Raw genomic sequence first — 26302 nt, forward strand, 5'->3', positions numbered from 1 at the left:
TTATCTGCATGCACATTCTGCCTGACCAAATGATCCCGATGCGTGACGGCATCCACCTGGCCACCGATATCTACCTGCCAGCGGGCGGCACAGGGCCGTTTCCGGTGGTGATCGAACGCACGCCCTACGACAAAAGCAAGCCCTCGCGCTCGGAAAAACAGCTCGACGGCCAACACATTTCCCGTGCACAAATGGCCGCACGGTTTACCGAGCAAGGCTTTGTCGCGATCTTCCAAGACTGCCGTGGGCGTTACGCCTCCGAAGGCACGTTCACCAAATACACGGCCGAGGGTGAGGACGGTTTCGACACCCTGGCCTGGATCGTCCAACAGCCCTGGTGCAACGGCAGGATCGGCAGCATGGGCCTGTCCTACGCGGCCCACACGCAGTTGGCGATGGCCTGCCTGCACCCACCGGGCCTGGGCAGCATGGTGCTGGACAGCGGCGGCTTCGCCAACGCCTACCAGTGCGGGATTCGTCAGGGCGGCGCCTTCGAACTCAAGCAAGCGACCTGGGCCTTTCGCCAGGCCAAGGAAAGCCCGGCGGCCCTGGCCAACCCTCAGATTCGTGAGGCGTTAGAGCAAGAGGATATCTATCAGTGGTTCACACGCATGCCATGGCAACCCGGCCAATCGCCGCTTCGCCACGTGCCGGAATACGAAACCTATGTGTTGGACCAATGGGCCCAGGGCACCTTCAGTGAATATTGGCAACAGTCCGGCATCTACGCCGAAGGCCACTACGCGCAACTGCCCGATATCCCGGTACTGTTCATGTCCAGCTGGTACGACGCCTACGTCAGTTCAACCCTGGCCAACTACCGGGCCTTCACCCAGAACGGCACGGCCCGCCAGCGGTTGGTGATGGGCCCCTGGCTGCATGGCGACCGCAATATCAGCCACAGTGGAGATGTAGAGTTCGGCCCGCAAGCTGCCTTCGACGGGCAGGTCGATCAGGACTGGCTCAGTTGCCGCCTGGCCTGGTTCGAACACTCCCTCAAGCCCTCACCCCGCGCCACACCGGCCAACGTGCAGGTATTTTTGATGGGCGGTGGCAGCGGTCATCGCGACCAAAACGGGCGCTTGCAACATGGTGGCCGCTGGCTGCATAGCACGCAATGGCCGTTGCCCGGCAGCCAGACACTCACCCTTTACCTCAATGCATGCAGGCAATTGAGCCGCACCCCGCCTGTCGAGACTGATGCCAGTTTGAGTTACCGCGCCGACCCGGCCCACCCCGTTCCCACTATCGGCGGCGCGCTGACGTCTGGCGCTCCGGTGTTTGTCGGCGGGGCATTTGATCAACGGGAACGCCCGGACTTTTTCGGCACCCTGGGTGACAACCGCCCCCTGAACCTGCGTGATGACGTGCTGAGTTTCGAGACCGAGCCGCTCGACGAGGACCTGATCGTCGCCGGTGACGTACAGATCGAGCTGTGGATCGACAGCGATGCGCCCGACACCGATTTCACCGCCAAGCTGGTGGACGTGTATCCGCCCAGTGCCGATTACCCTGAAGGTTTTGCGATGAACATCACCGATGGCATCCGCCGCTGTCGGTATCGCGACTCGTGGGAACAACCGACGCCGCTAACGCCCGGTGAACGGGTCAAGGTACTGATCGAGCCGTTTGCCACCTGCAATCTGTTCAAGCGCGGCCATCGGCTGCGCCTGGACATCGCCAGCAGCAACTTTCCAAGGTTTGACATCAACCCCAACAGCGGCGAGCCCTCAGGCCAAGCCAACCACCCCCAGGTTGCCCATAATCGTGTGCATCTGAACCTCACCGCCGCCTCATGCCTCAGGCTTACCGTGGTGCCCGACACCACTATGTTCTGACCCGCTGGATCGCCATCCCTTTTGGGGGATGGCGCCCCTTCGTCGCTCAGCAATAAAAGTATTTCAGAATCGTCCTTTCCCGCCGATACAGCCCTACACATCTTGGCTGGCTCAAACAAAAACACACCGTCCAGCAGACAGACATCACTCTTCAAGGAGCTTTCGATGAACAGCTGGTTCGGTAACATCAGTGTCAATCTCAAACTCGGCCTGGGCTTCGGCCTGGTGTTGGTCCTCACTTCGGTCCTGGCACTCACGGGTTGGACCAGCCTGGGCGGCTTGATCGACCGTAGCAATTGGATGAGCGACATCACTCAACTCAACGCCTCGTTGACCAAGCTGCGTATCGTGCGCTTGCAATACATGCTGGCCAATGGCGACGAAGCCGTGGCGCAGAACGTGCAGACCAGCCTCGATGCCTTCGCCGCCCAGCAACAGAAGCTGCTGGACAGCTTCAAGAGCCCGGAAAACCTCAAGCTGCTCAATGAGCAGAAAGACGTGATTACCGCTTACCGCCAGTCCCTGAGCAAAATGCGCGAGGCTTATCGCAATGGCAACGCTGCGCGCGATGTCATGGGCGCCAAGGCCGACATCGCCAACGCACAAATCAATGCGCTGGAAACCAGTGTGCAGCAGTCAGCCGATAGCCCGGAGCGCTTCACGCAGTTCCTGGCGGTGACTCACGCTAAGAACGAGTTCCTGCAGGCTCGCTACGAAGTGCGCGGCTATACCAATAGCCCCAACGCAGAAACCGAAGCCCGCGCTGCCGCGCAACTGGAGAATGCAGTCGAGGGTTTGAAGGGCCTCGGTACCGCATTCGGTTCGGGCCAGCAAACCGCATTGACTGCCCTGGAAACCGCACTCGGTGACTACCGCAGTGCCGTGCAGAGCTACAAAGCGGCCAACGCCAATATTGTCACCGCCCGTGCCGAAATGACCACCCAGGGCGCCGATATCGTGACGATCAGCGACAAGCTGTACGACATCCAACTGGAACGTCGCGACGCTGAAAGCTCCCAGGCTCGCAGCCTGCAATTGATCAGTACCTTGCTGGCCCTGTTGGTCGGCGTGATTGCCGCGTGGGTGATCACGCGCCAGATCACCCGTCCAATCCAGGAAACGCTGGCCGTGGTGGAACGCATCGCTTCGGGCGACCTGAGCCACAACATCCAGGTGACCCGTCGTGACGAACTGGGCGTGTTGCAGCAAGGCATCCAGCGCATGGGCACCACTTTGCGCGAGCTGATCAGCGGCATCCGCGACGGCGTCACTCAGATCGCCAGCGCCGCCGAAGAGTTGTCAGCCGTAACCGAGCAGACCAGCGCTGGCGTGAACAGCCAGAAGATCGAGACCGATCAGGTCGCCACCGCGATGCATGAAATGACGGCCACTGTGCAGGAAGTCGCGCGCAATGCCGAGCAGGCTTCCCAAGCCGCTTCCGACGCCGACGGCCAAGCCCGCGAAGGCGATAAAGTGGTGGCTGAAGCCATCGCACAGATCGAACGCCTGGCGGCCGAAGTCGCCCGCTCCACCGACGCCATGACGCACCTGCAACAAGAGAGCAACAAGATCGGCAGCGTGATGGACGTGATCAAAGCCGTGGCGGAACAGACCAACCTGCTGGCACTTAACGCCGCCATTGAAGCTGCGCGTGCCGGTGAAGCCGGCCGTGGCTTTGCCGTGGTCGCCGACGAAGTGCGTGGCCTGGCGCAGCGTACACAGAAGTCCACCGAAGAAATCGAAGACCTGGTGGCCGGTTTGCAGAACGGTACCCAACAAGTGGCTAACGTGATGAACAACAGCCGCAGCCTGACCGACAGCAGTGTCGAACTGACGCGCAAGGCCGGGGTATCCTTGGAAAATATCACGCGCACCGTGTCGAATATCCAGTCGATGAACCAGCAGATCGCAGCGGCCGCCGAACAGCAAAGCGCCGTGGCGGAAGAGATCAGCCGCAGTATCGTGAATGTGCGGGACGTGTCCGAGCAGACCGCTACGGCCAGTGATGAGACGGCCAAGTCGAGTGTGGAACTGGCTCGATTGGGTAGCCAGTTACAGCAGATGGTCAGTCATTTCCGGGTGTAAGACACCAAAAAGCCGCCTCGGCCTGAACCGAGGCGGCTCCCACCTCTTAGACCCTAACGGTCATCGAAGCTGTCCCGCAGGAACTTCCATACGTGATAAGCACGTAGGCAGTTCACTACGAGGTTCCATGTACGTCGTGCAAACTTAGACATACTCGGCCCTCCGTGAGTTGGGCCTTACCTCCAGCGCACTTACCGGAACATGTGAGCCTTTGGATGCACGCCAGTGCTCCTGTGAGGCGGCTGGGTTTATGGTCCTCCCGCATGAATCCGGCACGGATTACTAGCCCGTGGCGGTCGGTCCAAAATTTGCGCGCTAACCCAGTCAACCTACTTCACGATGTACCTAGAACGAGAGCGATACTAGCTCAGCACTCTGCGCCAAGGTGTGACAAACGCCCCTCAGTTCGCCTTAAAAGTTGTTGCTGTTTTTTGCAGATTTAACTAATAAAAAAGATGTGTACTGCGGTGGAAAACCGCTTGTCGTCGAGTGTTGCATAAAGCCCTAAAGCAACAGTAGTATCGGTACCACGTCAGTGCTCCTGTGAAGCCGCAACCCCAGCCACTAACTGGGTTTGCAAGAAAAACCGCCCTACTAAGGCGGTTTTTTATTGCCTGCAATTTGCCACTCAGCCCTCGCTGTCCTCAACAAACACCAACCGATTCCCAAACGGGTCTCTGATGCTCATCTCACGCGTCCCCCATGGCGTGTCTTCAACCCCAGGCTTTGCATAACGGTACGCTTTGCCCAGCAACTGCTGCTGATACACGTCGACCCCTTGAGCCTGGATCCGCACGACCGCCCCTGGCGAAGCATCGCCATGATGCTCGGACAAATGCAGCACACACTCCCCAAGCGACACTTGCAGGTACAACGGAAAATTCGCCTCGAAGCGATGCTGCCAATCAACCTTGAACCCCAGGAAATCGACGTAGAACTCCAACGCCTTGGCCTCGTCGAAAATCCGCAGGATGGGGGTGACTTTTCCTAAGTGCATGGCAAGCTCCATCTAAAAGAACCCCAACTATAGAGACGAAAACCCGCCACGCAAATCCCCGTTGCGTGCCAGGAACCGGCCTGCTCTCTCACCGTTGGCCTGCCCCTCGCGATAGCTCAATACGCCATTGACCCACACCCCTTCAATCCCTTCAGCGGCGCGCTGGGGTGTCTTGAAATCGGCCACATCCCGCACCCGCTGCGGGTCGAATAACACCAGGTCGGCCCAGTGCCCTTCACGGATCTCACCACGCTCGGCCAGCCCAAAGCGCGCCGCCGACAAGCCGGTCATCTTGTGCACCGCGGTGTGCAGCGGGAACAAGCCGACATCCCGGCTAAAATGCCCCAGCACCCGTGGGAAGGCGCCCCACAAGCGCGGGTGAGGAAACGGGTCTTCAGGCAACCCATCCGACCCCACCATCGATAACGGATGCGCAAGAATGCGCCGTACATCCGACTCATCCATGCCGTAGTACACCGCGCCCGCAGGTTGCAAACGGCGGCCGGCATCCATCAGCGAAACGCCCCACTCGGCGGCAATCTCCTGCAAATCGCGCCCGCCCATGTCCGGGTGCGGCGTGGACCAGGTGATGGTGATGCGAAAGGCGTCGGTGACTTGCTTGAGGTCCAGGGTCGAGGAACTGGCGGCATAGGGGTAGCAATCGCAGCCCACCGGATGATCTTTTGCCGTCGCTTCCAACGCTGCCAACAGCTGCGGGCTGCGCCCCCAGTTACCGGCTCCGGCGCATTTAAGGTGGGAAATGATCACCGGCACCCTCGCCTCTCGGCCGATCAAGAACGCTTCATCCATCGCCTCCAGCACCGGTTCGAACTCGCTGCGCAAATGGGTGGTGTACACCGCACCGTAGGCCGTCAGCTCTTGGGTCAGTTGCAGCACCTCATCGGTCTCGGCGTTGAACGCGCTCGCGTAAGCCAGGCCTGTGGATAAACCCAGGGCACCGGCCTCCAGGCTTTCCTGCAACTGCACGCGCATGGCCGCAATTTCATAGGGTGTGGCGGTGCGGTGCAGGTCGTCCATATGGTTGCTGCGCAGCGCCGTGTGGCCGATCAACGCGGCGACGTTCACCGCCGGGCCGGCCCGTTGCACCGCGGCGCGGTAATCGGCAAACCGTGGATAAGAGAACGCCTCGCGAGTGCCCAGCAAGTTCATCGGGTCTGGCGGGTCGCTGCGCAAACTGACCGGCGCGGCGCTGATGCCACAGTTGCCGACAATCACCGTGGTCACGCCCTGGCTGAGCTTGGGCAGCATCTGCGGCTGGCGGATCACCACCGTGTCATCGTGGGTGTGCACATCGATAAAGCCCGGCGCCAATACTCGGCCATGGGCGTCGATGACCTGCTCGGCCTGGGCTGTGGACAAGTCGCCAATCGTGCGGATGCGCCCTGCGTGCACGCCCACATCGGCGACATACCCGGGGCTGTTACTGCCATCGATGATCAGCGCCTGGCGAATCAGCGTGTCGTACTTCATATCAGTCTCCAAGCGGCAGGCTGCCAGGGCCGCCGCGGTAATCGTCCAGGGCCAGTTTGATCCGGCGCAGGCGTTCCTGGTTGTCGTCCGGCAGGGCCAGCGCCAACTCAGTGGAGAGCAGGTCGATAGCCAGCAGCATGCCGTAGCGGGCCGCAGTAGGCTTGTAGATAAAACTGGTTTCCGCCGATTGCAGCGGCAGCACGACATCTGCCAACTGCGCCAGAGGCGAATCGGCAAGGGTGATGGCAATGATCCGCGCGTCGTAGTTGCGCGCCAGCGTCACCACTTCAAGTAATTCGGGGGTCAGGCCCGTGAGCGAGCAGACAATGACGGCATGTTCGGGCCCCAGGGTCGCCGCCGTGACACGCATCATCACCGGGTCATGGCTGGCGGCAATCGGATAACCCAGCCGCACCAGGCGCACCTGCAACTCATCGCTGCACAGGCTCGACGGCCCGCCCATACCGAACGCATGGATCATCCGCGCCTTGCCCAACAGCTTGACCGCATCGCCAAAGCTGCGCTGGTTGAAGCCCGACAGGTGCTGACGCAATGTCGCCTCGATGTCCCCCAGGATCTGCCGATGAAACGCTGACTGTTCTGGCTTGCCCGCCGGGTCGAGGAAGCGGCTGCCCACACCACTGGCCTGGGCCAATTGCAGGCGCAAATCGCGCAAGTCACGGCAGCCCACGCTGCGGGCAAAGCGTGACAAGGTGGCGGTACTCACCTCGGCCCGCGCAGACAGTTCCTCCAGGCTGGCGGAGGCGGCAAAGCCCACATCCTCGAGCATCAGCTTGGCGATACGCCCTTCGCCGGCACTGAAAGCGGCCTGGCGGGCGCGGATCTGATAGAGGATGTCCATAGGGGCTCCGGGTTACAGACTCATAAAACAAGGGACAGGCCGTAGGTCAGGCCGAAGGCGACCAACGAAATCAGGGTCTCGAGTACGGTCCAGGTCTTGAAGGTCTGGATAACCGTCATATTGAAGTATTCCTTGATCAGCCAGAAGCCGCCGTCGTTCACGTGGGAAAAGATCACCGAGCCTGCACCGGTCGCCAGCACCAGCAACTCAGGGTGTGGATAACCCAGGCCCAAGGCGACCGGCGCGACTACCCCGGACGCGGTGGTCATGGCCACCGTGGCCGAGCCGGTGGCGACGCGCATCAACGCGGCGAACAGCCAGCCCATCACCAGCGGCGACAACTGGAACGCATGGGCCAGGCCGAGGATTTCATGGGTAACCCCGGCATCCACCAGGATGCGGTTCAACCCACCGCCCGCGCCCACCAGCAAGGTGATGCTGGCGGTCGGTGCCAGGCATTCGTTGGTGAACTTGAGAATCGACTCGCGGTTAAAGCCCTGGGCCAGGCCCAAGGTCCAGAAGCTCACCAGGGTTGCCACCAACAGGGCGATCACCGAGTTGCCGATAAACAACAGGAACTGGTTGAACCCGCTGCCCGGCGTGGAAATCACGTTGGCCCAGCCGCCGATCATCATCAACACCACCGGCAACAGGATAGTGCCCATGGTCAGTGCAAAACTGGGCAGGCGCGTACGCGGTTCACGCTCGATAAACTGGCGCTCCAGCGGGTTTTCCGCCGGCAAATGAATATGCGGCACGATGAACTTGGCGTAGATGGGCCCGGCAATGATCGCCGTGGGGATGCCAATCAGGATCGCATACAGCACCGTCTGCCCGACCGAGGCGTTATAGGCCAGCACCGCCATCATTGCCGCCGGGTGCGGCGGCACCAACGCATGCACCACCGACAGGCCGGCAACCATCGGCAGCCCGACCATCAGGATCGACACGCCCACGCGCCGCGCCACGGTAAAGGCAATCGGCACCAGTAACACAAAGCCGACTTCGAAAAACAGCGGCAGCCCCACCAGGAACGCAATGCACACCATTGCCCAGTGAGCATTGCGCTCACCGAAGCGGTTGATCAGCGTGCGCGCCACCTGCTCGGCGCCGCCCGACTCGGCCATCATCTTGCCGAGCATGGTGCCCAGCGCCACCACCAGGGCGATATGCCCCAGGGTTTTGCCGACACCCGCCTCGTACGAACCCATGATGGTGTCCGCCGGCATCCCGGCCATCAGCGCCAGGCCGATGGACACCAGGGTAATCACGATAAAGGGGTTGAGTCGGTAGCGTGCAATCAGCACGATCAATGCAATGATGGCGATGGCAGCGTATGCCAACAGCCCGAAGCCCGGTAATGCGGCCATGCGGTACTCCTCGGAAAGGGTCACGTCGAATTGGTTGTGAAACTCATAAATCATTCCCGAGGAGCATTTTCAATTTTTATGAAAGTAATTTTCGTCCATGGATAAGCGCTGTCGCTTGGGGATATGCCCGACGTGGGTGGATGAAAATTCGGGGGGTGTTCTTACATGAAGATCAGAGAAGGCGGAAACTCAAACGCCACGCCCGAGTCATAGACTGCGCATCCATTGCCCAGGAAACCGCTCATGATTCGCACCACAATTGCCGCCAGCGTCCTGCTCTTGTGCGGCAGCGCTTATGCCGCCGACAACCCTGCCTTGAAAACATGCATGGACAGCGCCAATACCACCGCAGACATGGTCAGTTGCAACGCCAAGCAAACCAAGGTGCAGGACGACCGCCTTAACCGCGCCTACAAGACCGCCCTCGCCGCCCAGGAAGGCGCGCGCAAACAACAACTGCAAGACGTGCAGCGCCTGTGGATCAAATACCGCGATGCCAATTGCGCCTTCGCCGGCAGTGCTACCGGCGGCACGATTGATCAGGTCAATGGCACGGGCTGCGTGCTGGACATGACCCAAGCCCGTGCCCAGGAACTGGAAGACCTGGTCGGCCCGTAATAACGACCTCGCCCCCTGTAGGAGCGAGCTTGCTCGCGAAAAACTCGCAGGCGCCGCGTACATCCTGAATGCGCGCGTAATCGTTGACGATTTTCGCGAGCAAGAACTAGGCGTCCCCCTCGCTCCTACAGAGGAAGGGGTTCAGTCGTGGTGAACCTTGGCGCGCTTGAGCAGCTTTTTGCAGTGCTCGGATAAATGCAGCACCCGCAGGTGCTTGCCGGCCTTGGTGTAGCGCTCGCGCAGGGTCATCAGCGCGGCAATCGCCGAATAGTCGACAAAGCTCAGGTGACGGCAATCCAGCGTGACCTGGGCCGGGTCGTTGGCTGGGTCGAACTGATTCAAAAACGGCGTGGTCGAGGCGAAGAACAACGTGCCGTGCAGCCGATAGAGCTTGCTGCCATCGGCCTCCAGGTGTTCATCGGCGTACAGCTCCCGCGCCTGCTGCCAGGCGAAGTTCAGCGCGGCGATGACGATACCGCACAGCACGGCGGTGGCCAGGTCGGTGAACACCGTAATGATCGTCACCGCCATGATCACCAGCACATCATTGAGCGGCACCTTGTTGATCACCCGCAACGACGCCCAGGCGAAGGTCTGTTGCGACACCACGAACATCACACCGACCAACGCCGCCAGCGGGATCCGCTCGATCAGTGGCGACAAAAACAGAATGAACAACAGAATCATCACCCCGGCAAACACCCCGGAGAAACGCCCACGCCCGCCGGAGCTGAGGTTGATCACGGTTTGCCCGATCATCGCGCAACCGCCCATGCCGCCAAACAGGCCCGAAACCATATTCGCCGCGCCCAGGGCCACGCTTTCGCGGTCGGGGTAGCCACGGGTCTCGGTGATTTCGTCGGTGAGGTTAAGGGTCAGCAGGGTTTCCAACAGGCCGACCATCGCCATCAAAAACGCGTAGGGCGCGATGATGCCGAGGGTTTCCAGGGTCCAGGGGATCTGCGGCAACGCGAAGGTCGGCAAGCCACCGGCGATGTGCGCCATATCCCCCAATGTACGGGTCGGCAAACCGAGCAGGTACACCGCCACGCCAACACTCAGAATCGCCACCAGCGCGGGCGGTACGGCACGGGTCAGGCGCGGCAGCAGGTACACAATGGCCATGGTTGCCACCACCAGCCCGGCCATCACGTACAGCGGCGTGCCGCTGAGCCAGGTTTCACCGCTCTTGAAATGCTCCAGTTGCGCCAGCGCAATGATGATCGCCAGGCCGTTGACGAAGCCGAGCATCACCGAATGCGGCACCATGCGCACCAGCTTGCCCAGGCGCAGCAGGCCGAAAGCGACCATGATCAAGCCGCCGAGCAACACCGTCGCCAGCAAATACTCCACGCCGTGCTGCACCACCAGTGCGACGATCACCACCGCCATCGAGCCCGCCGCGCCCGACACCATGCCGGGTCGGCCGCCGAACAAAGCGGTGAGGGTGCAAATGATGAAAGCACCGTAGAGGCCCATCAGCGGGTTGAGATGGGCCACCAGGGCAAAGGCGATGCATTCGGGCAGCAAGGCGAAAGACGTGGTGAGGCCGGCCAGGGCGTCGGCGCGCAGACGGGTGAGGTTCATGGAGTACCAGGGAATTGCGGGGGATAAGGCGGGGAATGGTACGGAATTGCGGCGGGTGGGGCTAGTGAAGTGTCTGCTCCGATGCACCGAGGCGCCCCTTTCGCAGGCAAGCCAGCTCCCACATTTGGAATTGTGAATACATTCAAGTGTGGGAGCTGGCTTGCCTGCGATGGCCGCACCGCAGTGCTAAGGGAACATCACACCATCTCGTCGCGAATCCACTCCACCACCGACGTGCGCTGAGGCGCCCACCCCAACAGTTCACGGGCCTGCTTGCCACGCACCCGGCTGTTGGAGCCCAACCCGTAGTTGGCCATTTCATAGCCCCACTCGGCCTCAGCCTCGGCCAATGGCCAATCTTGCGGCTTGCCCATGTCCAGCGCTTGGGCAATCGCAGTGGTCATGTCGATGAACGCCGCTTCGCTGCTTTCCACAAAATAGAAAGTGCCCGGTACGTTCTTGGTCAACGCCAGCAGATACAAGGCCACCACGTCTTCAATATGCACGTTGGACCAAATGTTCTGGCCGGGGCCCACATGGCGCACCACCCCGCTTTTGCGTGCCTGCTTGAGCAAGCGCGGCAATTGCACGCTGTCACGCTTTACGCCCAGGCTGTGGCCGTAAATCAGGGTGTTGCAGATCACCGCCGAATTCACGCCGTCGTTGGCGGCCGCGAGGATCAGGTTGTCGATGGCCACGCGGGCGGCCTTGTCGACGGTCGGCTCAGGCAGGTTGTCCTCGAAGTAGATGACATCGCTGGCCTTGCCGCCTGAGGCATCGCCCACGATGCTCGAACCGCTGGTGTGCAGGAACGGCTTGTTCGAGCCTTTCAAGGCCGCCAACAAGACTTCCACGGCGGCACGGTGGTCGCTGCTGGCGGCATTGATTACCGCATCGGCTTTGTGCGCCTGCTCGGTCAATACGGCGGCGTCGTCGAGGGTGCCGACCACCGGCGTGATGCCCAGGGCGGTCATTTCGGCGGATTGTTCGGCGCTGCGCACCAGGCCGGTGACGTGGTGGCCGGCCTTGACCAGGCCGGTAGCGATCGAACCGCCGATAAACCCTGCTGCGCCGGTAACGAATACATTCATGGAGGTTGCTCCTGACTGGGTAAGTGATGCACCCAGTATCCAACCCACACCGCTGTCGAATAAGCCCGTGCGGCCCAATTCACTCTTGCGCTCAGATCACGAATCAGCGCGCATACCGCGCCAGCTTGGCCTGAATAAAGTCCAGGAAGCACTGGATGCGCAACGCCAATTGCGAGTTGCGGTAGAACACGGCGTGGATCGGCTGGCGATAGCCACTGTTGAACGCCTCCAGCAAGGGCACCAGGCGTCCGGCGTCGAGGTCTTGGGCCGTCATGAAATTAGACAGGCAAGCAATGCCCTGCCCTTCCAGCGCTAATTGCCGCAAGGTTTCCCCACTGGACGCGCTGACGACGGGCTGGATCAGCCAGCGGTCACCTTCGCCATGGCGAAGCGGCCAGTGGTTGAGGGTTTCGGTGTGGGTGAAGCCTAGCAAGGTGTGATCAGCCAACTCGGCAACGGTCGTCGGCGTGCCGTACTGCTTGAGGTAACCGGGGCTGGCCAGGATATGCAGCGGCGTGCTGCCCAAAAAGCGCGCATGCAGGGTCGAGTCGGCCAGGGCGCCGATGCGAATGGCGATGTCGGTGCTTTGCTCCAGCAGGTCGATGATCAAGTCGTCGCTGTTGAGCTCCAGCTGGATATCCGGGTAGAGGCTGCGAAACTCGGCGATGTACGGCACGATCCCATGCAGCATGAACGGCACGGCGGCGTTGATACGCAGGCGCCCGGCCGGTTTTTTCTGGCGCGAGGACAGACGCTCTTCCAGCTCGTCCATCTGCGCCAGGATCAGCTTGGCCTGTTCGAAGAAGTATTTGCCCTCTTCGGTCAGGTCCATGCGCCGCGTGGTGCGGTTGATCAAGGTGGTGTCGAGCTTGGCTTCCAGGCGCGACAACGTGCGGCTGACCGCCGATGGCGTTTGCCCGACTTTTTCGGCGGCGGCGGAAATCGAGCCGCACTCGATCACGCTGACAAAAATCTGTAGCTCATCAGATCGGGCTTTCACGGGCAGTCCTTCATTAAACGGCTGACAAATGCCCGGTCATTATTAACCAGCCAGCAACAAATGGCCTCCCAACAACGCCATGCCGGTGAAAAATCCACGTTTGAACCACAAGGCACTGATGCGCCGACGCACCACCTGGCCCAACCACATCCCCAGCAAGGCCGGCAACAGCGCCAACACCGACGCACCGACTTCAGCGCCGCCCAACGCACCACGCCAAGCCAGCCCGGCGGCCAGCGCCAGTGTCGACACGGTGAATGACAGCCCCAGCGCCTGCACCAACTGATCACGGCTCAAGCCCAGCGCCTGCAGATAGGGCACCGCAGGGATCACGAAGACACCGGTGGCCGAGGTGATGATGCCGGTGATCACCCCACACAAGGGGCCCAGCCAGCGCTCGGCTCGGGGCGCGACCTTAAAGGTTGGCAGGAATAACCCGCTCTGCGCATACACCAGTAAAGCCGCGCCCAAGGCACGCACCACCCAAGGCCCGCTACCCATGCCCAGCCACAAAGTGCCCAGCCCGGTGCCGAGAAAAATCAGCAACAGCATCGGCCACAGGCGTTTGAGCAAGGCACCCAAGTGCCCGCCAAAGGACAGTTGCCAGAGGTTGGTCACCGTCGAAGGAATGATCAGCAATGCCGCAGCCTGCGCTGGCAGCATAGCCAGGCCGAGCATGCCCATGGCTACAGTGGGCAAGCCCAGGCCGATGACGCCCTTGACCGTACCGGCCAGCAGAAAAGTGGTAATGACCAGCGCTGTAACGGCCGGGCCAAGGTTTTGGTAGAAGGCGAGGAAGGTATTCATGCACCGATTGTGCAGGGCTGGAGAGTGGCTGAAAATTCGCCATATACTGAGGCAGCCTCTTGTTTTGTGTGAGGCTGATACCGCTATCGCAGGCAAGCCAGCTCCCACCTTTGGAAGTGTGAATACATTCAAGTGTGGGAGCTGGCTTGCCTGCGATGAGGCCCTTCCAGTCACTGGGAAACTTCATGCACTTTGACCTCATCGACCTGCGCCTCTACCTGCACATCCTGGACACCGGCAATATCACCGCCGGCGCGGCCCGCAGCCACCTGTCCCTGGCTGCCGCCAGCGCACGTATCCGAGCGATGGAGTCGTCACTGGGCATTGCGTTTCTCGAGCGCGGCCGTCGTGGCGTCACCCCAACACCTGCGGGTAAAGCCCTGGCCCGGCATGCTCGCCTGCTGTTGCAGCAGGCCGACCACCTGCAACAGGACCTGGCCGAATACGCCAACGGCGTCAAAGGCCAGGTACGCTTGCTGTGCAACACCACGGCCCTTAGCGAGTACCTGCCGGAGCTGCTCGCGCAGTTTTTGCGTGAGCACCCCAACCTCGATATCGACCTGCAAGAGTTGCCCAGCCTGCGCATCACCCACGCCTTGCGCCAGGGCACGGCCGACCTGGGGATTATTTCCGATGCGGTAGACACCCACGGCTTGCAGACCCTGGCGTTTCGCGACGACCCGCTGGTGCTGATCACGCCGCTCGACCATCCGCTGACTACTGCGGGGTTTATCGAGAGCTTGCAATACGACTACGTCAGCCTGGCAGCAAACAGCGCGTTGGCGGTGTACTTGGAAGAACAGGCCTTGCACGCAGGCTTTCGCCTGCACACGCGTATCCGCGCTGATAGCTTTGACGGGGTGATTCGCATGGTCGCCGGCGGCGCCGGCATGGGCATCGTACCTAAGGCCGCTTTGGACCGTTGGCCACCTGCGCGCCGCTTCAAGGCCCACCCCCTGCAAGAAGAATGGGCCTGCCGCAAACTGCTGTTATGCGCACGCTCGTTCGAGCAATTGCCCGGTTACGCCAGCACCTTGCTCGCTGCGCTCGCCGCCCCCTGTAGGAGCGAGCTTGCTCGCGAAGATCGTCAACGATAACGCGAGCTATCAGGTTTATCGCGGCGCTCTCGGGTTTTTCGCGAGCAAGCTCGCTCCTACAGATGATGCGCGTTTGTGGAAGAAGGTGTAGTAGACCACTGACAGTATGAACAGAAACGGCACGCCGAATACCAGGGTCATCTTGAACGCGTCGGTGAAATAGGTGGTGATCATCACCGCCCCCATCAGCACCAACCCCAGCAGCGTGCTGTAGGGAAAAAACCGCAACTGGAACGACAACTTCACCCCGCCATGACGCTTGCGATAGCGGCGGAAAAACAGGTGTGTGAGGAAGATCATGAACCAGGTGAAGATCGCGCCAAACATCGAAATCGCCATCATCAGGGTGAACGAGCTTTCCGGGTACACCACGTTGAGCAACGTCGCCAGGGCAATGCCCGAGCTGGACAGCAGCAGCGCATTCAGCGGAATGCCGTTCTTGCTCAACGCGCCCATGGACTTGGGCGCAAAACCGGCGCGCGACAGGCTGAACATCATGCGCGTGGTGATGTAGAGCTGGCTGTTCATGGCCGACAGCGCCGCGATCAGGATCACGAAATTCATCACCCCGGTGGCGCCGGGAATGCCGATGGTCTGCATCACCGTGACAAACGGGCTCTGGGCCTGGCCGGCCTGGTTCCAGGGCACGATGGCGAGCATCAGCGCCAGGGTCAGCAGGTAGAACACCACCAAACGCACGATGGTAGCGCGGAAGGCTTTCTTCACTGCCTGCTCCGGGTCGGCGGCTTCACCGGCGGCCACGGCGATCATCTCGACGCTGAGGTAGCTGAAGATCGACACGATCACCGCGATCCACATGCCACTCAAGCCATGGGGGAAAAAGCCGTCGTGGGCCGTGTAGTTCTGCACGCCGTAGTCAGGGTTGCCGGAGCCGAACACCACATACACTGCCAGGATGATGAAACCGACAATGGCGCTGATCTTGATCGTCGAGAACCAGTATTCGAAGTTGCCAAAGGTCTTCACGCTGATCGCATTGAGCACAATCAGCACACTGGAGAACGACACGATCCACACCCACTCCGGCACGTTGGCAAACCAATACTTCATGTACATCGCCACCGCCGTGACCTCGGCGCCCACCGCCAGCACAATCGCCGCCCAGTAGGCATACCGCACTAGGAACCCGGCCAATGGGCTGATGTAGAACTCGGCGTAAGCGCCAAAGGAGCCGGAGGTGGAATGGGCCACCGTCATCTCCGTCAGACAGCCCATCAGCAGCAAGGTGATCAACGCGCCGATGGCGTAGCTCACCAGCACGCTCGGCCCGGCATAGCCGATGGCGTAGGCACTGCCCATGAATAGCCCGGTGCCGATGGCGCCACCGATGGCGATCATGCTCATCTGGCCGGAAGTGAGCTGGCGCCTCAGGCCCAGTTCACGGTGGGTAATCTCTGCAAAGCCGTTGTCTGGCGTGGTCACTGGTGTGCCCCTTTATTATTGTGGTGGTGGCTGACGCTAAACCTGTGGGAGCTGGCTTGCCTGCGATAACGGTAGTGAATGCACCGACGCTATCGCAGGCAAGCCAGCTCCCACATTTGATCTGTGTTGCTCTTAAGTGACGCTGTTGCGCACTTTGAATTGCGCCTGGTCCCAGGTGCGCTTGTCGAGAATTTCACCGAGGATTTCCACGGCGTCCCATACCTCGGTAAAGCTTGTGTACAAAGGCGTGAAGCCAAAGCGCATGATCCGTGGTTCACGGTAATCGCCGATCACGCCTCGGGCGATCAAGGCCTGGATCACCGCGTAGCCTTCGGGGTGTTCAAAGCTGACGTGGCTGCCGCGCCGGGCGTGTTCACGCGGGGTGATCAGCTCCAGGCCGTGGGCGGCGCAGCGGCTTTCGACCAACGCGATGAACAGGTCGGTCAAGGCCAGGGATTTAGTCCGCAGGCGGGCCATGTCGGTCTGGGCAAAGATCTCCAGGCCGCATTCCACCATGGCGAGCGAGGTAATCGGCTGAGTACCGCACAGGTAGCGACCAATGCCGGCGCTGGGGGCGTAGGTGGACTCCATGGCGAACTGCCGGGTATGCCCGAACCATCCGGATAACGGCTGGCGCACCACGTCAACCAACGCCGGGTTGACCCACACAAACGCCTGGGAGCCCGGGCCGCCGTTGAGGTATTTGTAAGTGCAGCCAATCGCATAATCCGCATTGGCCTGGTGCAAGTCGACAGGCACCGCGCCCGCTGAATGCGCCAGGTCCCAGATGCTCAGCGCGCCGCACTCGTGGCTCAGTGCGGTCAGTGCCGCCATGTCGTACATGTAGCCGGTCTTGTAGTTGACGTGGGTGAGCATCACCACCGCCACGTCTGCATCGATGGCCTGGGGCAGTTCGGCCGGGCTGTTCACCAGGCGCAGGGAATAGCCTTGTTGCAGCAGTTCGGCCAAGCCTTCGGCGATATACAAATCGGTCGGGAAATTGCTCGCTTCACTGACGATGACCTTACGCGCCGGCTTACGCTGGCGCTGCACACTCAAGGCGGCGCTGAGCACTTTGAACAGGTTGATCGAGGTGGTATCGGTGATCACCACCTCGCCGTCACGCGCACCGATCAATGGCGCCAGGCGATTGCCCAGGCGCTGGGACAAATCCGCCCAGCCGGCGCTGTTCCAGCTACGAATCAGGCCATTGCCCCACTCTTCGGCGATCACCTGTTGTGCCCGCTCCAGCGCCGCCACCGGGCGCGCGCCGAGGGAGTTGCCGTCGAGGTAGATCACGCCCTCAGGCAAGGCGAACTGGGCACGCAGGGGGGCCAACGGGTCCTGGGCGTCGAGGGCTTGGCAATGGCTTTTAGTGGTCATGGGTCGTCCTGATTTTTATAGGTGAGGATGGACCAAATAATGAACGAACTTTTAGAGAATTTTCGTGCAAAGTGGTGGGTAAACGGCTATTTAAGCTGTAGGAAATTCGAATTAAACCTCCAAACACGCGGATATCTTCCAAGCATGATTCTCGACGCCACCGACCTGCGCCTCCTGCATTTTTTGCAACAGGATGGCCGCATCAGCAACCAGGAACTGGCGGAAAAAGTCGCGCTGTCGCCGTCTGCATGCCTGCGCCGTTTGCGCCTGCTGGAGAGCGAGGGAATCATCAGCGGTTACCGCGCGGTATTGAATGCCGAGCAGCTGGGAATCGAGCTTGAAGCCATCGTGCACCTGTCGCTGCGCCAGGATATCGAGGACTGGCATGAGACGTTCATCAAGAAGGTGCAAGGCTGGCCGGAGGTGGCGAGCGCCTATGTGATCACCGGCGCCAGCAATTATGTGCTGCGAGTGCAGGCGCGCAACCTCAAGCACTTCTCGGACTTTATCGTGAATCACCTGAACCGCACGGCGGGGGTGATGGATATCCGTTCGGAGATTGTGCTGCAGAAGATCAAGGACCGGGATGAGGTGTTGGACCTGGTCGTGCGCAAATAACACAAACACCCCAAAACCAATGTGGGAGCTGGCTTGCCTGCGATAGCGGTGGTGAATGTTCCACCGCTATCGCAGGCAAGCCAGCTCCCACAGATCAGTCTTCCAGAGCACGCACTCGTTGCATGCGCTGCTGCTCTATTGGCGCATCCGCCACCTGCAACTCAAAGTCAAAATCAATCTGCGCAAACCGCCCTTGCACGCCAAATTCGCGCGCCAGTTGTGGGTCGTCGCTGAAGCGAATCTCGGCAATCAGTTCATCCCGGGTGGCATAGGCAAAGTCATCGTGCAGGTACGGGTCATCCGACAGGTTGATCTGCGTGGTCAGGTGCCGGTGCCCCGGCGCCGAGATGAAGAAGTGGATATGCGCCGGCCGCTGCCCATGGCGCCCCAGTTGGTCGAGCAACTGTTGCGTCGGCCCGCTCGGTGGGCAGCCGTAGCCCGAAGGCACGATGCTGCGAAAACGGTAGTTGCCCTGGGCGTCGGTCTCGATGCGCCGGCGCAGGTTGAACTCAGACTGATTCGGGTCGAACCACGAATAGGTCCCGCCCGTGTTGGCCTGCCACACATCCACAATCGCCCCTGCCAACGGCTTGCCCTCGGTATCGCGTACTTGGCCGCGCATGAACAACGGCACCGCGTCGTCCTTGCCATCATCCAGCCGTGCCTCGTACTTGGACAGCGGCGCACCGGCCACGTACAACGGGCCTTCGATGGTGCGCGGCGTGCCGCCCGACTTGCCGGCCTGCTCGTCGGCGGCGTCCATCAACAGGTCCAGGTAATGCTCCAGGCCCAAGCCGGCGGCGAGCAGGCCAGCCTCCTGGTTTTTGCCCAGTTCATTGAGGTAATTGACCGCCTTCCAGAACTCTTCCGGGGTCACTTCCAGGTCTTCGATGATGTTCACGGTGTCGCGCAGGATCCGATAGATCAGCGCCTTGGTGCGTGGGTTGCCCGCGTCATTGAGGTTACCGCTGGCTTCTTCGAGAAACTGTTGGGCGTGGGCAGTCTGGGACAGGCGGATGGACATGGTGCATTCCTCATCTTGTAGTTATAGGTGCAAGTCGGCTCAGCGGTCGCCCGCATGGATCGACGACGGATGGCGGCACAGCGCATTCACTTCGATGGCCATGTAGGGGAACAACGGCAGTTGCATCAGCAGGTCGTGCAGGTCCTGCACGCTATCGACATCGAACACGCTGTAGTTAGCGTAGTGCCCGGCAATGCGCCAAAGGTGGCGCCATTTGCCCTCCTCTTGCAGGCGTTGCGCCAAGGCTTTTTCCTCGGCCTTGAGGCTGGCAGCGCGCTCGGGGTGCATGTCGAGGGGCAGGTTCACGGTCATTTTTACGTGGAACAACATGGCAAGGGCCTCTTAGTGTTTGTCACGGCGAAAGAACGCCAGGCGCTCTTCATCAAGCGTCAGGCCCAGGCCCGGCGCAGTGGACACATGCAGCTGGAAATCGCGGTACACCGGTGGCTCGGTGAGGATGTCTTCGGTAAGCAGCAGCGGGCCGAACAATTCGGTGCCCCACGCCAGGGTGTTCAGCGTGAGAAAGGCATGGGCCGAGGCCAGGGTGCCAATGCCACCTTCAAGCATGGTACCGCCGTACAGGCCGATGCCAGCCGCTTCGGCAATCGCCGCCGTGCGCAACACGGCGCGAGGGCCGCCGTTTTTGGCGATCTTGAGGGCGAACACCGTGGCCGCACCTTCACGCGCCAGGTTGAAGGCGTCTTCGACGCATTCGATGGACTCATCGGCCATGATCGGCACCGGGCTCGACAGGTTGAGCCGGGCCATGCCGCCACGGTTATTGCGTGAGATCGGTTGTTCGATCAGGTCAATACCGTGGTCGCCGAGCACCTTGCACGCCCGCAGGGCCACGGCTTCATCCCAGGCCTGGTTGACGTCAACGCGCACACTGGCGCGTTCACCCAGGGCTTTTTTGATCGCGATCACATGGGCCAGGTCGCGGTCGACCTCGCCCGCGCCGATCTTCAATTTGAAGAGGCGGTGACGGCGCAGGTCGAGCATCTTCTCGGCCTCGTTGATGTCTTGTTCGGTATTACCGCTGGCCAGGGTCCAGGCCACCGGCAACGCATCACGCACACGCCCGCCAAGCAGCTCGCTGATCGGCAGCCCGAGGCGTTTGCCGAGGGCGTCGAGCAAGGCGCTTTCGATACCGGACTTGGCAAAGGTGTTGCCGCGAATACTACGCTCCAGGCGCAACATGGCGGCATTGACGTTACTCGCGTCCTGGCCGATCAGCAGCGGCGCGAAGTGGCGGTCGATGTTGACCTTGATGCTGTCGGGACTCTCGTTGCCGTAACTCAGGCCACCGATGGTGGTGGCTTCACCGATGCCTTCGATGCCGTCGGTGCAACGCAGGCGGATGATGACGAGGGTCTGGTTTTGCATCGTATGCATTGCCAGCTTGTGCGGGCGAATGGTGGGCAGATCGACGATGATGGTTTCGATCGACTCGATGGCGCAAATCGGCATGGCAATACCCGCTGGGTTCTTTATAGATTTGCGCCGATTCTGTGCCGCATTTTTTCGGGCTTCCAATATAGAATTGGTCTCAAGCAATACCCTCAAGGTATAAAAGGAGTCGATATGGAACTGCGTCACCTGCGCTACTTCCAGGTGTTGGGCGAGACCCTCAACTTCACCCGCGCCGCCGAACGCTTGCACATCGCCCAGCCGCCGTTGAGCCGGCAGATCCAGCAACTGGAGGATGAACTCGGGGTGGTGTTGCTGGAACGCAGCCGCCCCTTGCGCCTGACCGAGGCCGGGCGGTTTTTCTATGAGCATGCCAATGTGTTGCTCGAACAACTGGGCAAGGTCTGCGACAACACCCGGCGCATTGGCCAAGGCGAGAAAACCTGGCTGGGTATCGGCTTTGCGCCTTCGACCTTGTACGGCGTGCTGCCGGAATTGATTCGGCGCCTGCGCACTCACGAAGCGCTGGAGCTTGAGTTGGGTTTGTCGGAGATGACCACCTTGCAGCAGGTCGAAGCGCTCAAGGCCGGGCGCATTGACGTGGGTTTCGGGCGTATTCGCATCGACGACCCGGCCATCGTCCAGCGTGTATTGGTGGAAGACCGTCTGGTGGCAGTGCTGCCCAGCGGTCACCCGTTGTTGGACGCCCCGGCCACCCTCGCCCAGTTGGCCGCCGAACCCTTTGTGCTCTACCCCGGCAACCCGCGCCCCAGTTATGCCGACCATGTGATCGCGCTGTTCGACGCCCATGGCTTGAGCCTGAAGGTGGTGCAGTGGACCAACGAATTGCAGACCGCTATCGGCCTGGTGGGTGCAGGCATGGGTGTGACGCTGGTGCCGGCGTCGGTGCAGGTGCTGCATCGGGCGGATATTGGCTATACGCCGGTGGTGGAGACGACGGCGAGTTCGCCGATCATCCTCAGCCGGCGGGTGAATGACCGGTCGCCGGGGCTGACTCATTGCCTGCAACTGGTTGAAGAGTTGATCTGAATTTTCCCAAACACCGCAATTCCCTTGTAGGAGCGAGCTTGCTCGCGAAAAACTCACAGGCACCGCGTTCATTCAGCAAGCACGCGTTATCGTTGACGTTTTTCGCGAGCAAGAACTAGGCGTCCCCCTCGCTCCTACATTTGGTTTCAGAGGCTGCGCAGGCGCTTGCGCTGCAATGTCTGGCTGGGCGATTCATCGAACAGCTTGCGGTACTCCGCCGAAAACCGCCCCAAATGCGTAAACCCCCAACCCAGGGCGATTTCAGAGATGGTGCGGATCGAGCCCTGTTCCAGAATCTCCTGGCGCACCGCCCCCAACCGATGCTTCTTCAGATACGCCATGGGCGACAGCGCGAAGTACTTGCGAAACGCATCGAACAGTTTGAACCGCGACACCCCCGCCGCCGCTTCCAGGTCTTCCAGGTGCAGCGCTTCACGGGCGTTGTCATGGATAAATTGCCGCGCGCGGATCAGGTAGTGCGGCAGTTTCACCCCCAGCACGTCGCGCAGTTCTTCGGAGTAGTTATTCGGTTGCGCCAGGATCAGGCCCTTGATCAGCGAGCTTTCCAGGTCGCGAGTAAACGCCGCCTGTTCGTACAGTTCGCTGCTGCATTCCAGTTCGGCGATGAAGTAACGCGCCATGCGCCACCACGAGGCCGGGGCCCCGTCCACCGCATCCATCACCGACTCAAAGCGCAGCGGTGCATCGATGGGCCGTTGCAGCAAACCTTCCAGCGACTCGCTCATCGCCGCGCGGGTGATCACCACCTGCAACTTGCGGCAATCACCGGAAATCGCCAGCACCTGATGCTCATTGGGTGAAATGATCACGCCCTGATCGCGGTTGGAGCTGAGACGCTCGCCGTTCTTGCTCAGCTCCTGCTCGCCCACCAACGGCAGGCTCAAACTGTAGCTGCGAAAGTGCTCGGCGTCTTCGATGTCGATGGTCACGTCGGTGCCGTACTCGATCACGCCCAGGGTGGTGGCGCGGGATTTGAACACGTTGGCGCTGTGGTGAAAGCGCAGGCGCTCGGGGGTGGCCGTCGCCAGGCGATGGGGCCCGCAGATGCCGGACATCCAGCTGCGCGCGCCTTCCAGGTCGAAGCGTTGAATATGAATATCGCGTGTCTGACTAGTCATCAGGGTGCACCCACGGCGGTTAGGCGTTTGCGCGCTCTGACGGCGCGTCGTTGAACCTCGACAGCAAGTTCCAGGCCACGCCAGCGCAGTGCTCACTGGGTGGATAGCAACAGTCGACTATGTGGATAAACCCCAAGGTTTTACCACCATCGCCTGCCATCACAGTAGCGCATGCCGTCACCGGCGCGCACCGCCATGGGTATTTGCTGCCCAACTTTGCGGCCTACGTTCCCCCATTAAGCGGATAGCCCGCCACCGCATCGCAGCCGCTTAATGGCTCACCGTTTAGCCATGATCAAAAGGTGCCTCCCATGAGTGGTGCAAGAACCGTCGAGCAGTGGAAAGCCTTTATCGAAAGCTGCCTGGACTTTCGCCCGGCGGATGCAGTGTTCCGCATCGCCCGGGACATGTTCACCGAGCCCGAGTTGTTTGACCTGGAGATGGAGCTGATCTTCGAGAAGAACTGGATCTACGCCTGCCACGAAAGCGAACTGGCCAATAACCACGACTTCGTGACGATGCGCGCCGGGCGCCAGCCGATGATCATTACCCGTGACGGCGAAGGCCGGCTCAACGCGTTGATCAACGCCTGCCAGCATCGCGGTACCACCCTCACCCGCGTGGGCAAGGGCAACCAGTCCACCTTCACCTGCCCGTTCCACGCCTGGTGCTACAAGAGCGATGGCCGACTGGTAAAGGTCAAGGCGCCGGGGGAATACCCGGAAGGTTTCGACAAGGCCACCCGCGGCCTGAAAAAAGCGCGTATCGAAAGCTACAAGGGCTTTGTGTTTATCAGCCTGGACGTGAACGGCACCAACAGCCTGGAGGACTTCCTGGGCGATGCCAAAGTGTTCTTCGACATGATGGTGGCGCAATCGGCCACCGGTGAGTTGGAGGTGCTGCCGGGCAAGTCCGCCTACACCTACGACGGCAATTGGAAGCTGCAAAACGAAAACGGCCTGGACGGTTATCACGTCAGCACCGTGCACTACAACTACGTAGCCACCGTGCAACATCGCCAGCAGGTCAACACCGAAAACGGCACGGGTTCCAGCACCACGCTGGACTACAGCAAGCTCGGCGCCGGTGACGCGAATACCGACGACGGCTGGTTCGCCTTCAACAACGGCCACAGCGTGCTGTTCAGCGACATGCCCAACCCCAGCGTACGCTCCGGCTACGCCACCATCATGCCGCGCCTGGTAGAAGAACACGGCCAGCAGAAGGCCGAGTGGATGATGCACCGCCTGCGCAACCTGAACATCTACCCCAGCCTGTTTTTCCTCGACCAGATCAGTTCGCAGTTGCGCATCATCCGCCCGGTGGCCTGGAACAAAACCGAGATCATCAGCCAGTGCCTGGGCGTTAAGGGCGAGTCCGACGCCGACCGCGAAAACCGGATTCGTCAGTTCGAAGACTTCTTCAACGTTTCAGGCATGGGCACGCCCGATGACCTGGTGGAGTTTCGCGAAGCCCAGCGCGGCTTTCAGGGCCGCCTGGAGCGCTGGAGCGACATCTCACGGGGCAGCCATCGTTGGGAGACCGGGCCGACGCCCAACAGCGAGGCCATCGGTATCCAACCGGCGATGACCGGCACCGAATTCACCCATGAAGGCTTGTACGTCAACCAGCATCGCAACTGGCAGCAGTTTCTGCTCAAGGGTCTGGACCAGCGAGCCCTGGCACTGCGGGAGGTGAAGTGATGAATGCGCAATTGCAGTACCAGATCGAGCAGTTCTTCTACCGCAAGTCCGAGCTGTGCGATGCCCAGGACTGGGACGCCTACGTGCAGTTGTTCGACCCGCAGAGCGAATTCCACCTGCCGCAATGGGACTCGGAACACGTCTACACCCAAGACCCCAAGCGCGAAATGTCGTTGATCTACTACGCCAACCGTTCGGGCCTGGAAGACCGGGTGTTCCGCCTGCGCACCGGCAAGGCCGCCTCCGCCACGCCGATGCCGCGCACCTTGCACCTGATCAATAACGTACGCATTGCCGAACAGGCCGACGGCACGTTGGAGGTGCGTTTGAACTGGCACACGTTGTTTTATCGCCTGGCCACCTCCGAGCAGTTCTATGGGCATGCCACGTACCGCCTCAAGCCTGCGGGCGACAGCTGGCTGATCATGCGCAAGCACGCCTTGCTGCTCAACGACACCATCAACTCAGTGTTGGATTTCTATCACCTGTAACGGTGGTGCATTGCCCTGTAGGAGCGAGCTTGCTCGCGAAAAACGCAAGTACGCCGCGAGCATCCAGGATGCACGGCGTCATCGTTGAGGTTTTTCGCGAGCAAGCTCGCTCCTACAAGGGGTTCATACTTATCCACGGAGTTATGTGAATGAATCACAAAGTGGCCTTCAGCTTTGCCGATGGCAAAACCCTGTTCTTCCCGGTGGGCGCCCATGAAATTCTGTTGGACGCGGCCCTGCGCAACGGCATCAAGATCCCGCTCGATTGCCGCGAAGGCGTGTGCGGCACCTGCCAGGGGCGTTGCGAATCCGGCGAGTACACCCAGGACTACGTCGACGAGGAAGCCCTCTCCAGCCTCGACCTGCAACAACGCAAGATGCTCAGTTGCCAGACCCGGGTGAAGTCCGACGCCACCTTCTATTTCGACTTCGATTCGAGCCTGTGCAACGCCCCAGGCCCCGTGCAGGTGCGCGGCACGGTGAGCGCGGTGCAGCAGGTATCCACCAGCACCGCCATTTTGCAGGTGCAACTGGACCAGCCACTGGATTTTTTGCCGGGCCAATACGCGCGTCTGTCGGTGCCCGGCACCGATAGCTGGCGCTCCTACTCCTTCGCCAACCGGCCGGGCAGTCAATTGCAGTTTCTGGTACGCCTGCTGCCCGATGGTGTAATGAGCAACTACCTGCGTGAACGCTGCCAGGTGGGGGATGAAATGCTGATGGAGGCGCCCTTGGGTGCTTTTTATCTGCGGCACGTCACCCAACCGTTGGTACTGGTGGCGGGCGGCACCGGGTTGTCGGCATTGCTGGGCATGCTTGATGAGCTGGCCGTCAACGGCTGCACGCAACCTGTGCACCTGTACTACGGCGTGCGCGGCGCCGAAGATTTATGTGAAGCGGCGCGTATCCACGCGTATGCGGCAAAAATCCCGCACTTTCGCTACACCGAAGTGCTGAGCGACGCCTGCGCCGAGTGGACGGGCAAACGCGGCTACCTCACCGAGCATTTCGACCTGGCCGAATTGCGGGACACATCGGCGGATATGTACGTATGCGGCCCCCCTCCAATGGTCGAATCCATCCAACAATGGCTGGCGGATCAGGCACTTGATGGCGTCCAGCTGTATTACGAAAAGTTTACCCAGAGTAATATCTGACCCTCAGCAGTTCTGAGGGGCCGATGCGGCGTGCAATCACC

22 protein-coding genes and 2 pseudogenes are annotated in these 26302 nt (G+C 60.9%); 10 read left to right on the forward strand and 14 right to left on the reverse strand.

Going from position 1 to position 26302, the window contains the following annotated elements; genetic code table 11:
• Positions 1 to 8: 8 nt before the first annotated feature.
• From DK871_RS14810 to DK871_RS29690, 3 genes and pseudogenes are all read left to right on the forward strand, one after another.
• The gene (locus DK871_RS14810; RefSeq protein WP_161905547.1) at positions 9 to 1838 is read left to right on the forward strand and encodes a CocE/NonD family hydrolase; all 1830 of its coding nucleotides are present in this window, start codon (positions 9 to 11) and stop codon (positions 1836 to 1838) included.
• A gap of 165 nt (positions 1839 to 2003) precedes the next feature.
• Positions 2004 to 3020: pseudogene (locus tag DK871_RS29685) on the forward strand (methyl-accepting chemotaxis protein); the annotation flags it as partial.
• A gap of 306 nt (positions 3021 to 3326) precedes the next feature.
• Positions 3327 to 3923: pseudogene (locus DK871_RS29690) on the forward strand (methyl-accepting chemotaxis protein); the annotation flags it as partial.
• Positions 3924 to 4551: 628 nt separating this feature from the next.
• On the opposite strand, the gene DK871_RS14820 reads toward DK871_RS29690, so the two are convergent.
• Genes DK871_RS14820 through DK871_RS14835 form a run of 4 tightly spaced genes read right to left on the reverse strand, consistent with a single transcriptional unit; the run spans position 4552 to position 8697 of the window.
• Positions 4552 to 4920, reverse strand: a complete 369-nt coding sequence (locus DK871_RS14820) for a glyoxalase superfamily protein (RefSeq protein WP_161905549.1) — start codon at positions 4918 to 4920, stop codon at positions 4552 to 4554.
• A gap of 27 nt (positions 4921 to 4947) precedes the next feature.
• Positions 4948 to 6411 carry an amidohydrolase family protein gene (locus DK871_RS14825; protein ID WP_161905550.1) on the reverse strand — a complete coding sequence of 488 codons (1464 nt, stop codon included), beginning with the start codon at positions 6409 to 6411 and terminating at the stop codon, positions 4948 to 4950.
• Between the two features lies 1 nt (position 6412).
• Positions 6413 to 7273, reverse strand: coding sequence for a MurR/RpiR family transcriptional regulator (locus DK871_RS14830; RefSeq protein WP_161905551.1), 861 nt, complete (start codon positions 7271 to 7273; stop codon positions 6413 to 6415).
• 20 nt (positions 7274 to 7293) lie between these two features.
• A complete protein-coding gene (locus DK871_RS14835; RefSeq protein ID WP_161905552.1) occupies positions 7294 to 8697 on the reverse strand; it encodes a gluconate:H+ symporter in 1404 nt (467 codons plus the stop codon).
• Between the two features lie 189 nt (positions 8698 to 8886).
• Between DK871_RS14835 and DK871_RS14840 the strand changes: the two genes are divergently transcribed.
• Complete coding sequence (locus DK871_RS14840) at positions 8887 to 9261, forward strand: lysozyme inhibitor LprI family protein (protein ID WP_161905553.1); 375 nt, start codon at positions 8887 to 8889, stop codon at positions 9259 to 9261.
• A 141-nt stretch (positions 9262 to 9402) separates the two neighbouring features.
• Here DK871_RS14840 and DK871_RS14845 read toward each other — a convergent pair whose 3' ends face one another.
• The 4 genes from DK871_RS14845 to DK871_RS14860 all read right to left on the reverse strand — a co-directional run bounded on the left by DK871_RS14845 (position 9403) and on the right by DK871_RS14860 (position 13746).
• The gene (locus DK871_RS14845; protein WP_161905554.1) at positions 9403 to 10848 is read right to left on the reverse strand and encodes a SulP family inorganic anion transporter; all 1446 of its coding nucleotides are present in this window, start codon (positions 10846 to 10848) and stop codon (positions 9403 to 9405) included.
• Between the two features lie 197 nt (positions 10849 to 11045).
• Complete coding sequence (locus tag DK871_RS14850; protein WP_161905555.1) at positions 11046 to 11939, reverse strand: NAD-dependent epimerase/dehydratase family protein; 894 nt, start codon at positions 11937 to 11939, stop codon at positions 11046 to 11048.
• A 103-nt stretch (positions 11940 to 12042) separates the two neighbouring features.
• Positions 12043 to 12939 (reverse strand): LysR family transcriptional regulator, encoded by an 897-nt coding sequence (locus DK871_RS14855; protein ID WP_161905556.1) that lies wholly within the window; start codon positions 12937 to 12939, stop codon positions 12043 to 12045.
• Positions 12940 to 12981: 42 nt separating this feature from the next.
• The gene (locus DK871_RS14860) at positions 12982 to 13746 is read right to left on the reverse strand and encodes a sulfite exporter TauE/SafE family protein (RefSeq protein WP_161905557.1); all 765 of its coding nucleotides are present in this window, start codon (positions 13744 to 13746) and stop codon (positions 12982 to 12984) included.
• Between the two features lie 185 nt (positions 13747 to 13931).
• Here DK871_RS14860 and DK871_RS14865 point away from each other — a divergent pair, with 185 nt between their 5' ends.
• Positions 13932 to 14843: a LysR substrate-binding domain-containing protein gene (locus DK871_RS14865; protein ID WP_161905558.1), complete on the forward strand. Its 912-nt coding sequence runs from the start codon at positions 13932 to 13934 to the stop codon at positions 14841 to 14843.
• A 15-nt stretch (positions 14844 to 14858) separates the two neighbouring features.
• Here the strand turns inward: DK871_RS14865 and DK871_RS14870 are convergent, their stop codons facing one another.
• Both DK871_RS14870 and kynU read right to left on the reverse strand, forming a co-directional pair.
• Positions 14859 to 16286 carry an amino acid permease gene (locus DK871_RS14870; protein ID WP_161905559.1) on the reverse strand — a complete coding sequence of 476 codons (1428 nt, stop codon included), beginning with the start codon at positions 16284 to 16286 and terminating at the stop codon, positions 14859 to 14861.
• 132 nt (positions 16287 to 16418) lie between these two features.
• Positions 16419 to 17669: a kynureninase gene (gene kynU, locus DK871_RS14875; protein WP_161905560.1), complete on the reverse strand. Its 1251-nt coding sequence runs from the start codon at positions 17667 to 17669 to the stop codon at positions 16419 to 16421.
• Between the two features lie 144 nt (positions 17670 to 17813).
• Here kynU and DK871_RS14880 point away from each other — a divergent pair, with 144 nt between their 5' ends.
• Complete coding sequence (locus tag DK871_RS14880) at positions 17814 to 18287, forward strand: Lrp/AsnC family transcriptional regulator (RefSeq protein WP_005791350.1); 474 nt, start codon at positions 17814 to 17816, stop codon at positions 18285 to 18287.
• Positions 18288 to 18381: 94 nt separating this feature from the next.
• Here the strand turns inward: DK871_RS14880 and catA are convergent, their stop codons facing one another.
• From catA to DK871_RS14895, 3 genes are read right to left on the reverse strand one after another with little or no spacing between them, the layout of a single operon-like run.
• A complete protein-coding gene (gene catA / locus DK871_RS14885) occupies positions 18382 to 19311 on the reverse strand; it encodes a catechol 1,2-dioxygenase (protein ID WP_032895323.1) in 930 nt (309 codons plus the stop codon).
• A 39-nt stretch (positions 19312 to 19350) separates the two neighbouring features.
• Entirely contained in the window at positions 19351 to 19641 is a 291-nt protein-coding gene (gene catC / locus DK871_RS14890; protein WP_161905561.1) for a muconolactone Delta-isomerase, read from the reverse strand.
• Between the two features lie 12 nt (positions 19642 to 19653).
• Positions 19654 to 20781 (reverse strand): muconate cycloisomerase family protein, encoded by a 1128-nt coding sequence (locus DK871_RS14895; RefSeq protein WP_161905562.1) that lies wholly within the window; start codon positions 20779 to 20781, stop codon positions 19654 to 19656.
• Positions 20782 to 20895: 114 nt separating this feature from the next.
• Between DK871_RS14895 and DK871_RS14900 the strand changes: the two genes are divergently transcribed.
• A complete protein-coding gene (locus tag DK871_RS14900; RefSeq protein ID WP_161905563.1) occupies positions 20896 to 21771 on the forward strand; it encodes a LysR family transcriptional regulator in 876 nt (291 codons plus the stop codon).
• A 146-nt stretch (positions 21772 to 21917) separates the two neighbouring features.
• On the opposite strand, the gene DK871_RS14905 is transcribed toward DK871_RS14900, so the two are convergent.
• Positions 21918 to 22910, reverse strand: a complete 993-nt coding sequence (locus tag DK871_RS14905; protein ID WP_161905564.1) for a helix-turn-helix domain-containing protein — start codon at positions 22908 to 22910, stop codon at positions 21918 to 21920.
• 311 nt (positions 22911 to 23221) lie between these two features.
• Here DK871_RS14905 and antA point away from each other — a divergent pair, with 311 nt between their 5' ends.
• The 3 genes from antA to antC all read left to right on the forward strand — a co-directional run bounded on the left by antA (position 23222) and on the right by antC (position 26261).
• Positions 23222 to 24613: an anthranilate 1,2-dioxygenase large subunit gene (gene antA, locus DK871_RS14910; RefSeq protein WP_161905565.1), complete on the forward strand. Its 1392-nt coding sequence runs from the start codon at positions 23222 to 23224 to the stop codon at positions 24611 to 24613.
• Entirely contained in the window at positions 24613 to 25104 is a 492-nt protein-coding gene (gene antB, locus DK871_RS14915; protein ID WP_034133666.1) for an anthranilate 1,2-dioxygenase small subunit, read from the forward strand. Before antA ends, antB begins: the two co-directional genes overlap by 1 nt.
• A gap of 149 nt (positions 25105 to 25253) precedes the next feature.
• Positions 25254 to 26261 (forward strand): anthranilate 1,2-dioxygenase electron transfer component AntC, encoded by a 1008-nt coding sequence (gene antC, locus DK871_RS14920; protein WP_161905566.1) that lies wholly within the window; start codon positions 25254 to 25256, stop codon positions 26259 to 26261.
• The last annotated feature ends 41 nt before the right edge of the window (positions 26262 to 26302 follow it).

This window comes from Pseudomonas sp. L13, from assembly GCF_009935965.1.
GTDB classification, from domain to species: Bacteria; Pseudomonadota; Gammaproteobacteria; order Pseudomonadales; family Pseudomonadaceae; genus Aquipseudomonas; species Aquipseudomonas lactis.

Bases quoted from the DNA above. Each gene is read 5' to 3' on its own strand.
- antA (WP_161905565.1), top strand. From the start codon at position 23,222: ATGAGTGGTGCAAGAACCGTCGAGCAGTGGAAAGCCTTTATCGAAAGC.
- catC (WP_161905561.1), bottom strand. From the start codon at position 19,641: ATGTTGTTCCACGTAAAAATGACCGTGAACCTGCCCCTCGACATGCAC.
- DK871_RS14850 (WP_161905555.1), bottom strand. From the start codon at position 11,939: ATGAATGTATTCGTTACCGGCGCAGCAGGGTTTATCGGCGGTTCGATC.
- DK871_RS14835 (WP_161905552.1), bottom strand. From the start codon at position 8,697: ATGATTTATGAGTTTCACAACCAATTCGACGTGACCCTTTCCGAGGAG.
- DK871_RS14845 (WP_161905554.1), bottom strand. From the start codon at position 10,848: ATGAACCTCACCCGTCTGCGCGCCGACGCCCTGGCCGGCCTCACCACG.
- DK871_RS14880 (WP_005791350.1), top strand. From the start codon at position 17,814: ATGATTCTCGACGCCACCGACCTGCGCCTCCTGCATTTTTTGCAACAG.
- DK871_RS14840 (WP_161905553.1), top strand. From the start codon at position 8,887: ATGATTCGCACCACAATTGCCGCCAGCGTCCTGCTCTTGTGCGGCAGC.
- DK871_RS14825 (WP_161905550.1), bottom strand. From the start codon at position 6,411: ATGAAGTACGACACGCTGATTCGCCAGGCGCTGATCATCGATGGCAGT.
- DK871_RS14905 (WP_161905564.1), bottom strand. From the start codon at position 22,910: ATGACTAGTCAGACACGCGATATTCATATTCAACGCTTCGACCTGGAA.
- DK871_RS14830 (WP_161905551.1), bottom strand. From the start codon at position 7,273: ATGGACATCCTCTATCAGATCCGCGCCCGCCAGGCCGCTTTCAGTGCC.
- antB (WP_034133666.1), top strand. From the start codon at position 24,613: ATGAATGCGCAATTGCAGTACCAGATCGAGCAGTTCTTCTACCGCAAG.
- DK871_RS14895 (WP_161905562.1), bottom strand. From the start codon at position 20,781: ATGCCGATTTGCGCCATCGAGTCGATCGAAACCATCATCGTCGATCTG.
- antC (WP_161905566.1), top strand. From the start codon at position 25,254: ATGAATCACAAAGTGGCCTTCAGCTTTGCCGATGGCAAAACCCTGTTC.
- catA (WP_032895323.1), bottom strand. From the start codon at position 19,311: ATGTCCATCCGCCTGTCCCAGACTGCCCACGCCCAACAGTTTCTCGAA.
- DK871_RS14865 (WP_161905558.1), top strand. From the start codon at position 13,932: ATGCACTTTGACCTCATCGACCTGCGCCTCTACCTGCACATCCTGGAC.
- DK871_RS14860 (WP_161905557.1), bottom strand. From the start codon at position 13,746: ATGAATACCTTCCTCGCCTTCTACCAAAACCTTGGCCCGGCCGTTACA.
- DK871_RS14810 (WP_161905547.1), top strand. From the start codon at position 9: ATGCACATTCTGCCTGACCAAATGATCCCGATGCGTGACGGCATCCAC.
- DK871_RS14900 (WP_161905563.1), top strand. From the start codon at position 20,896: ATGGAACTGCGTCACCTGCGCTACTTCCAGGTGTTGGGCGAGACCCTC.
- DK871_RS14820 (WP_161905549.1), bottom strand. From the start codon at position 4,920: ATGCACTTAGGAAAAGTCACCCCCATCCTGCGGATTTTCGACGAGGCC.
- kynU (WP_161905560.1), bottom strand. From the start codon at position 17,669: ATGACCACTAAAAGCCATTGCCAAGCCCTCGACGCCCAGGACCCGTTG.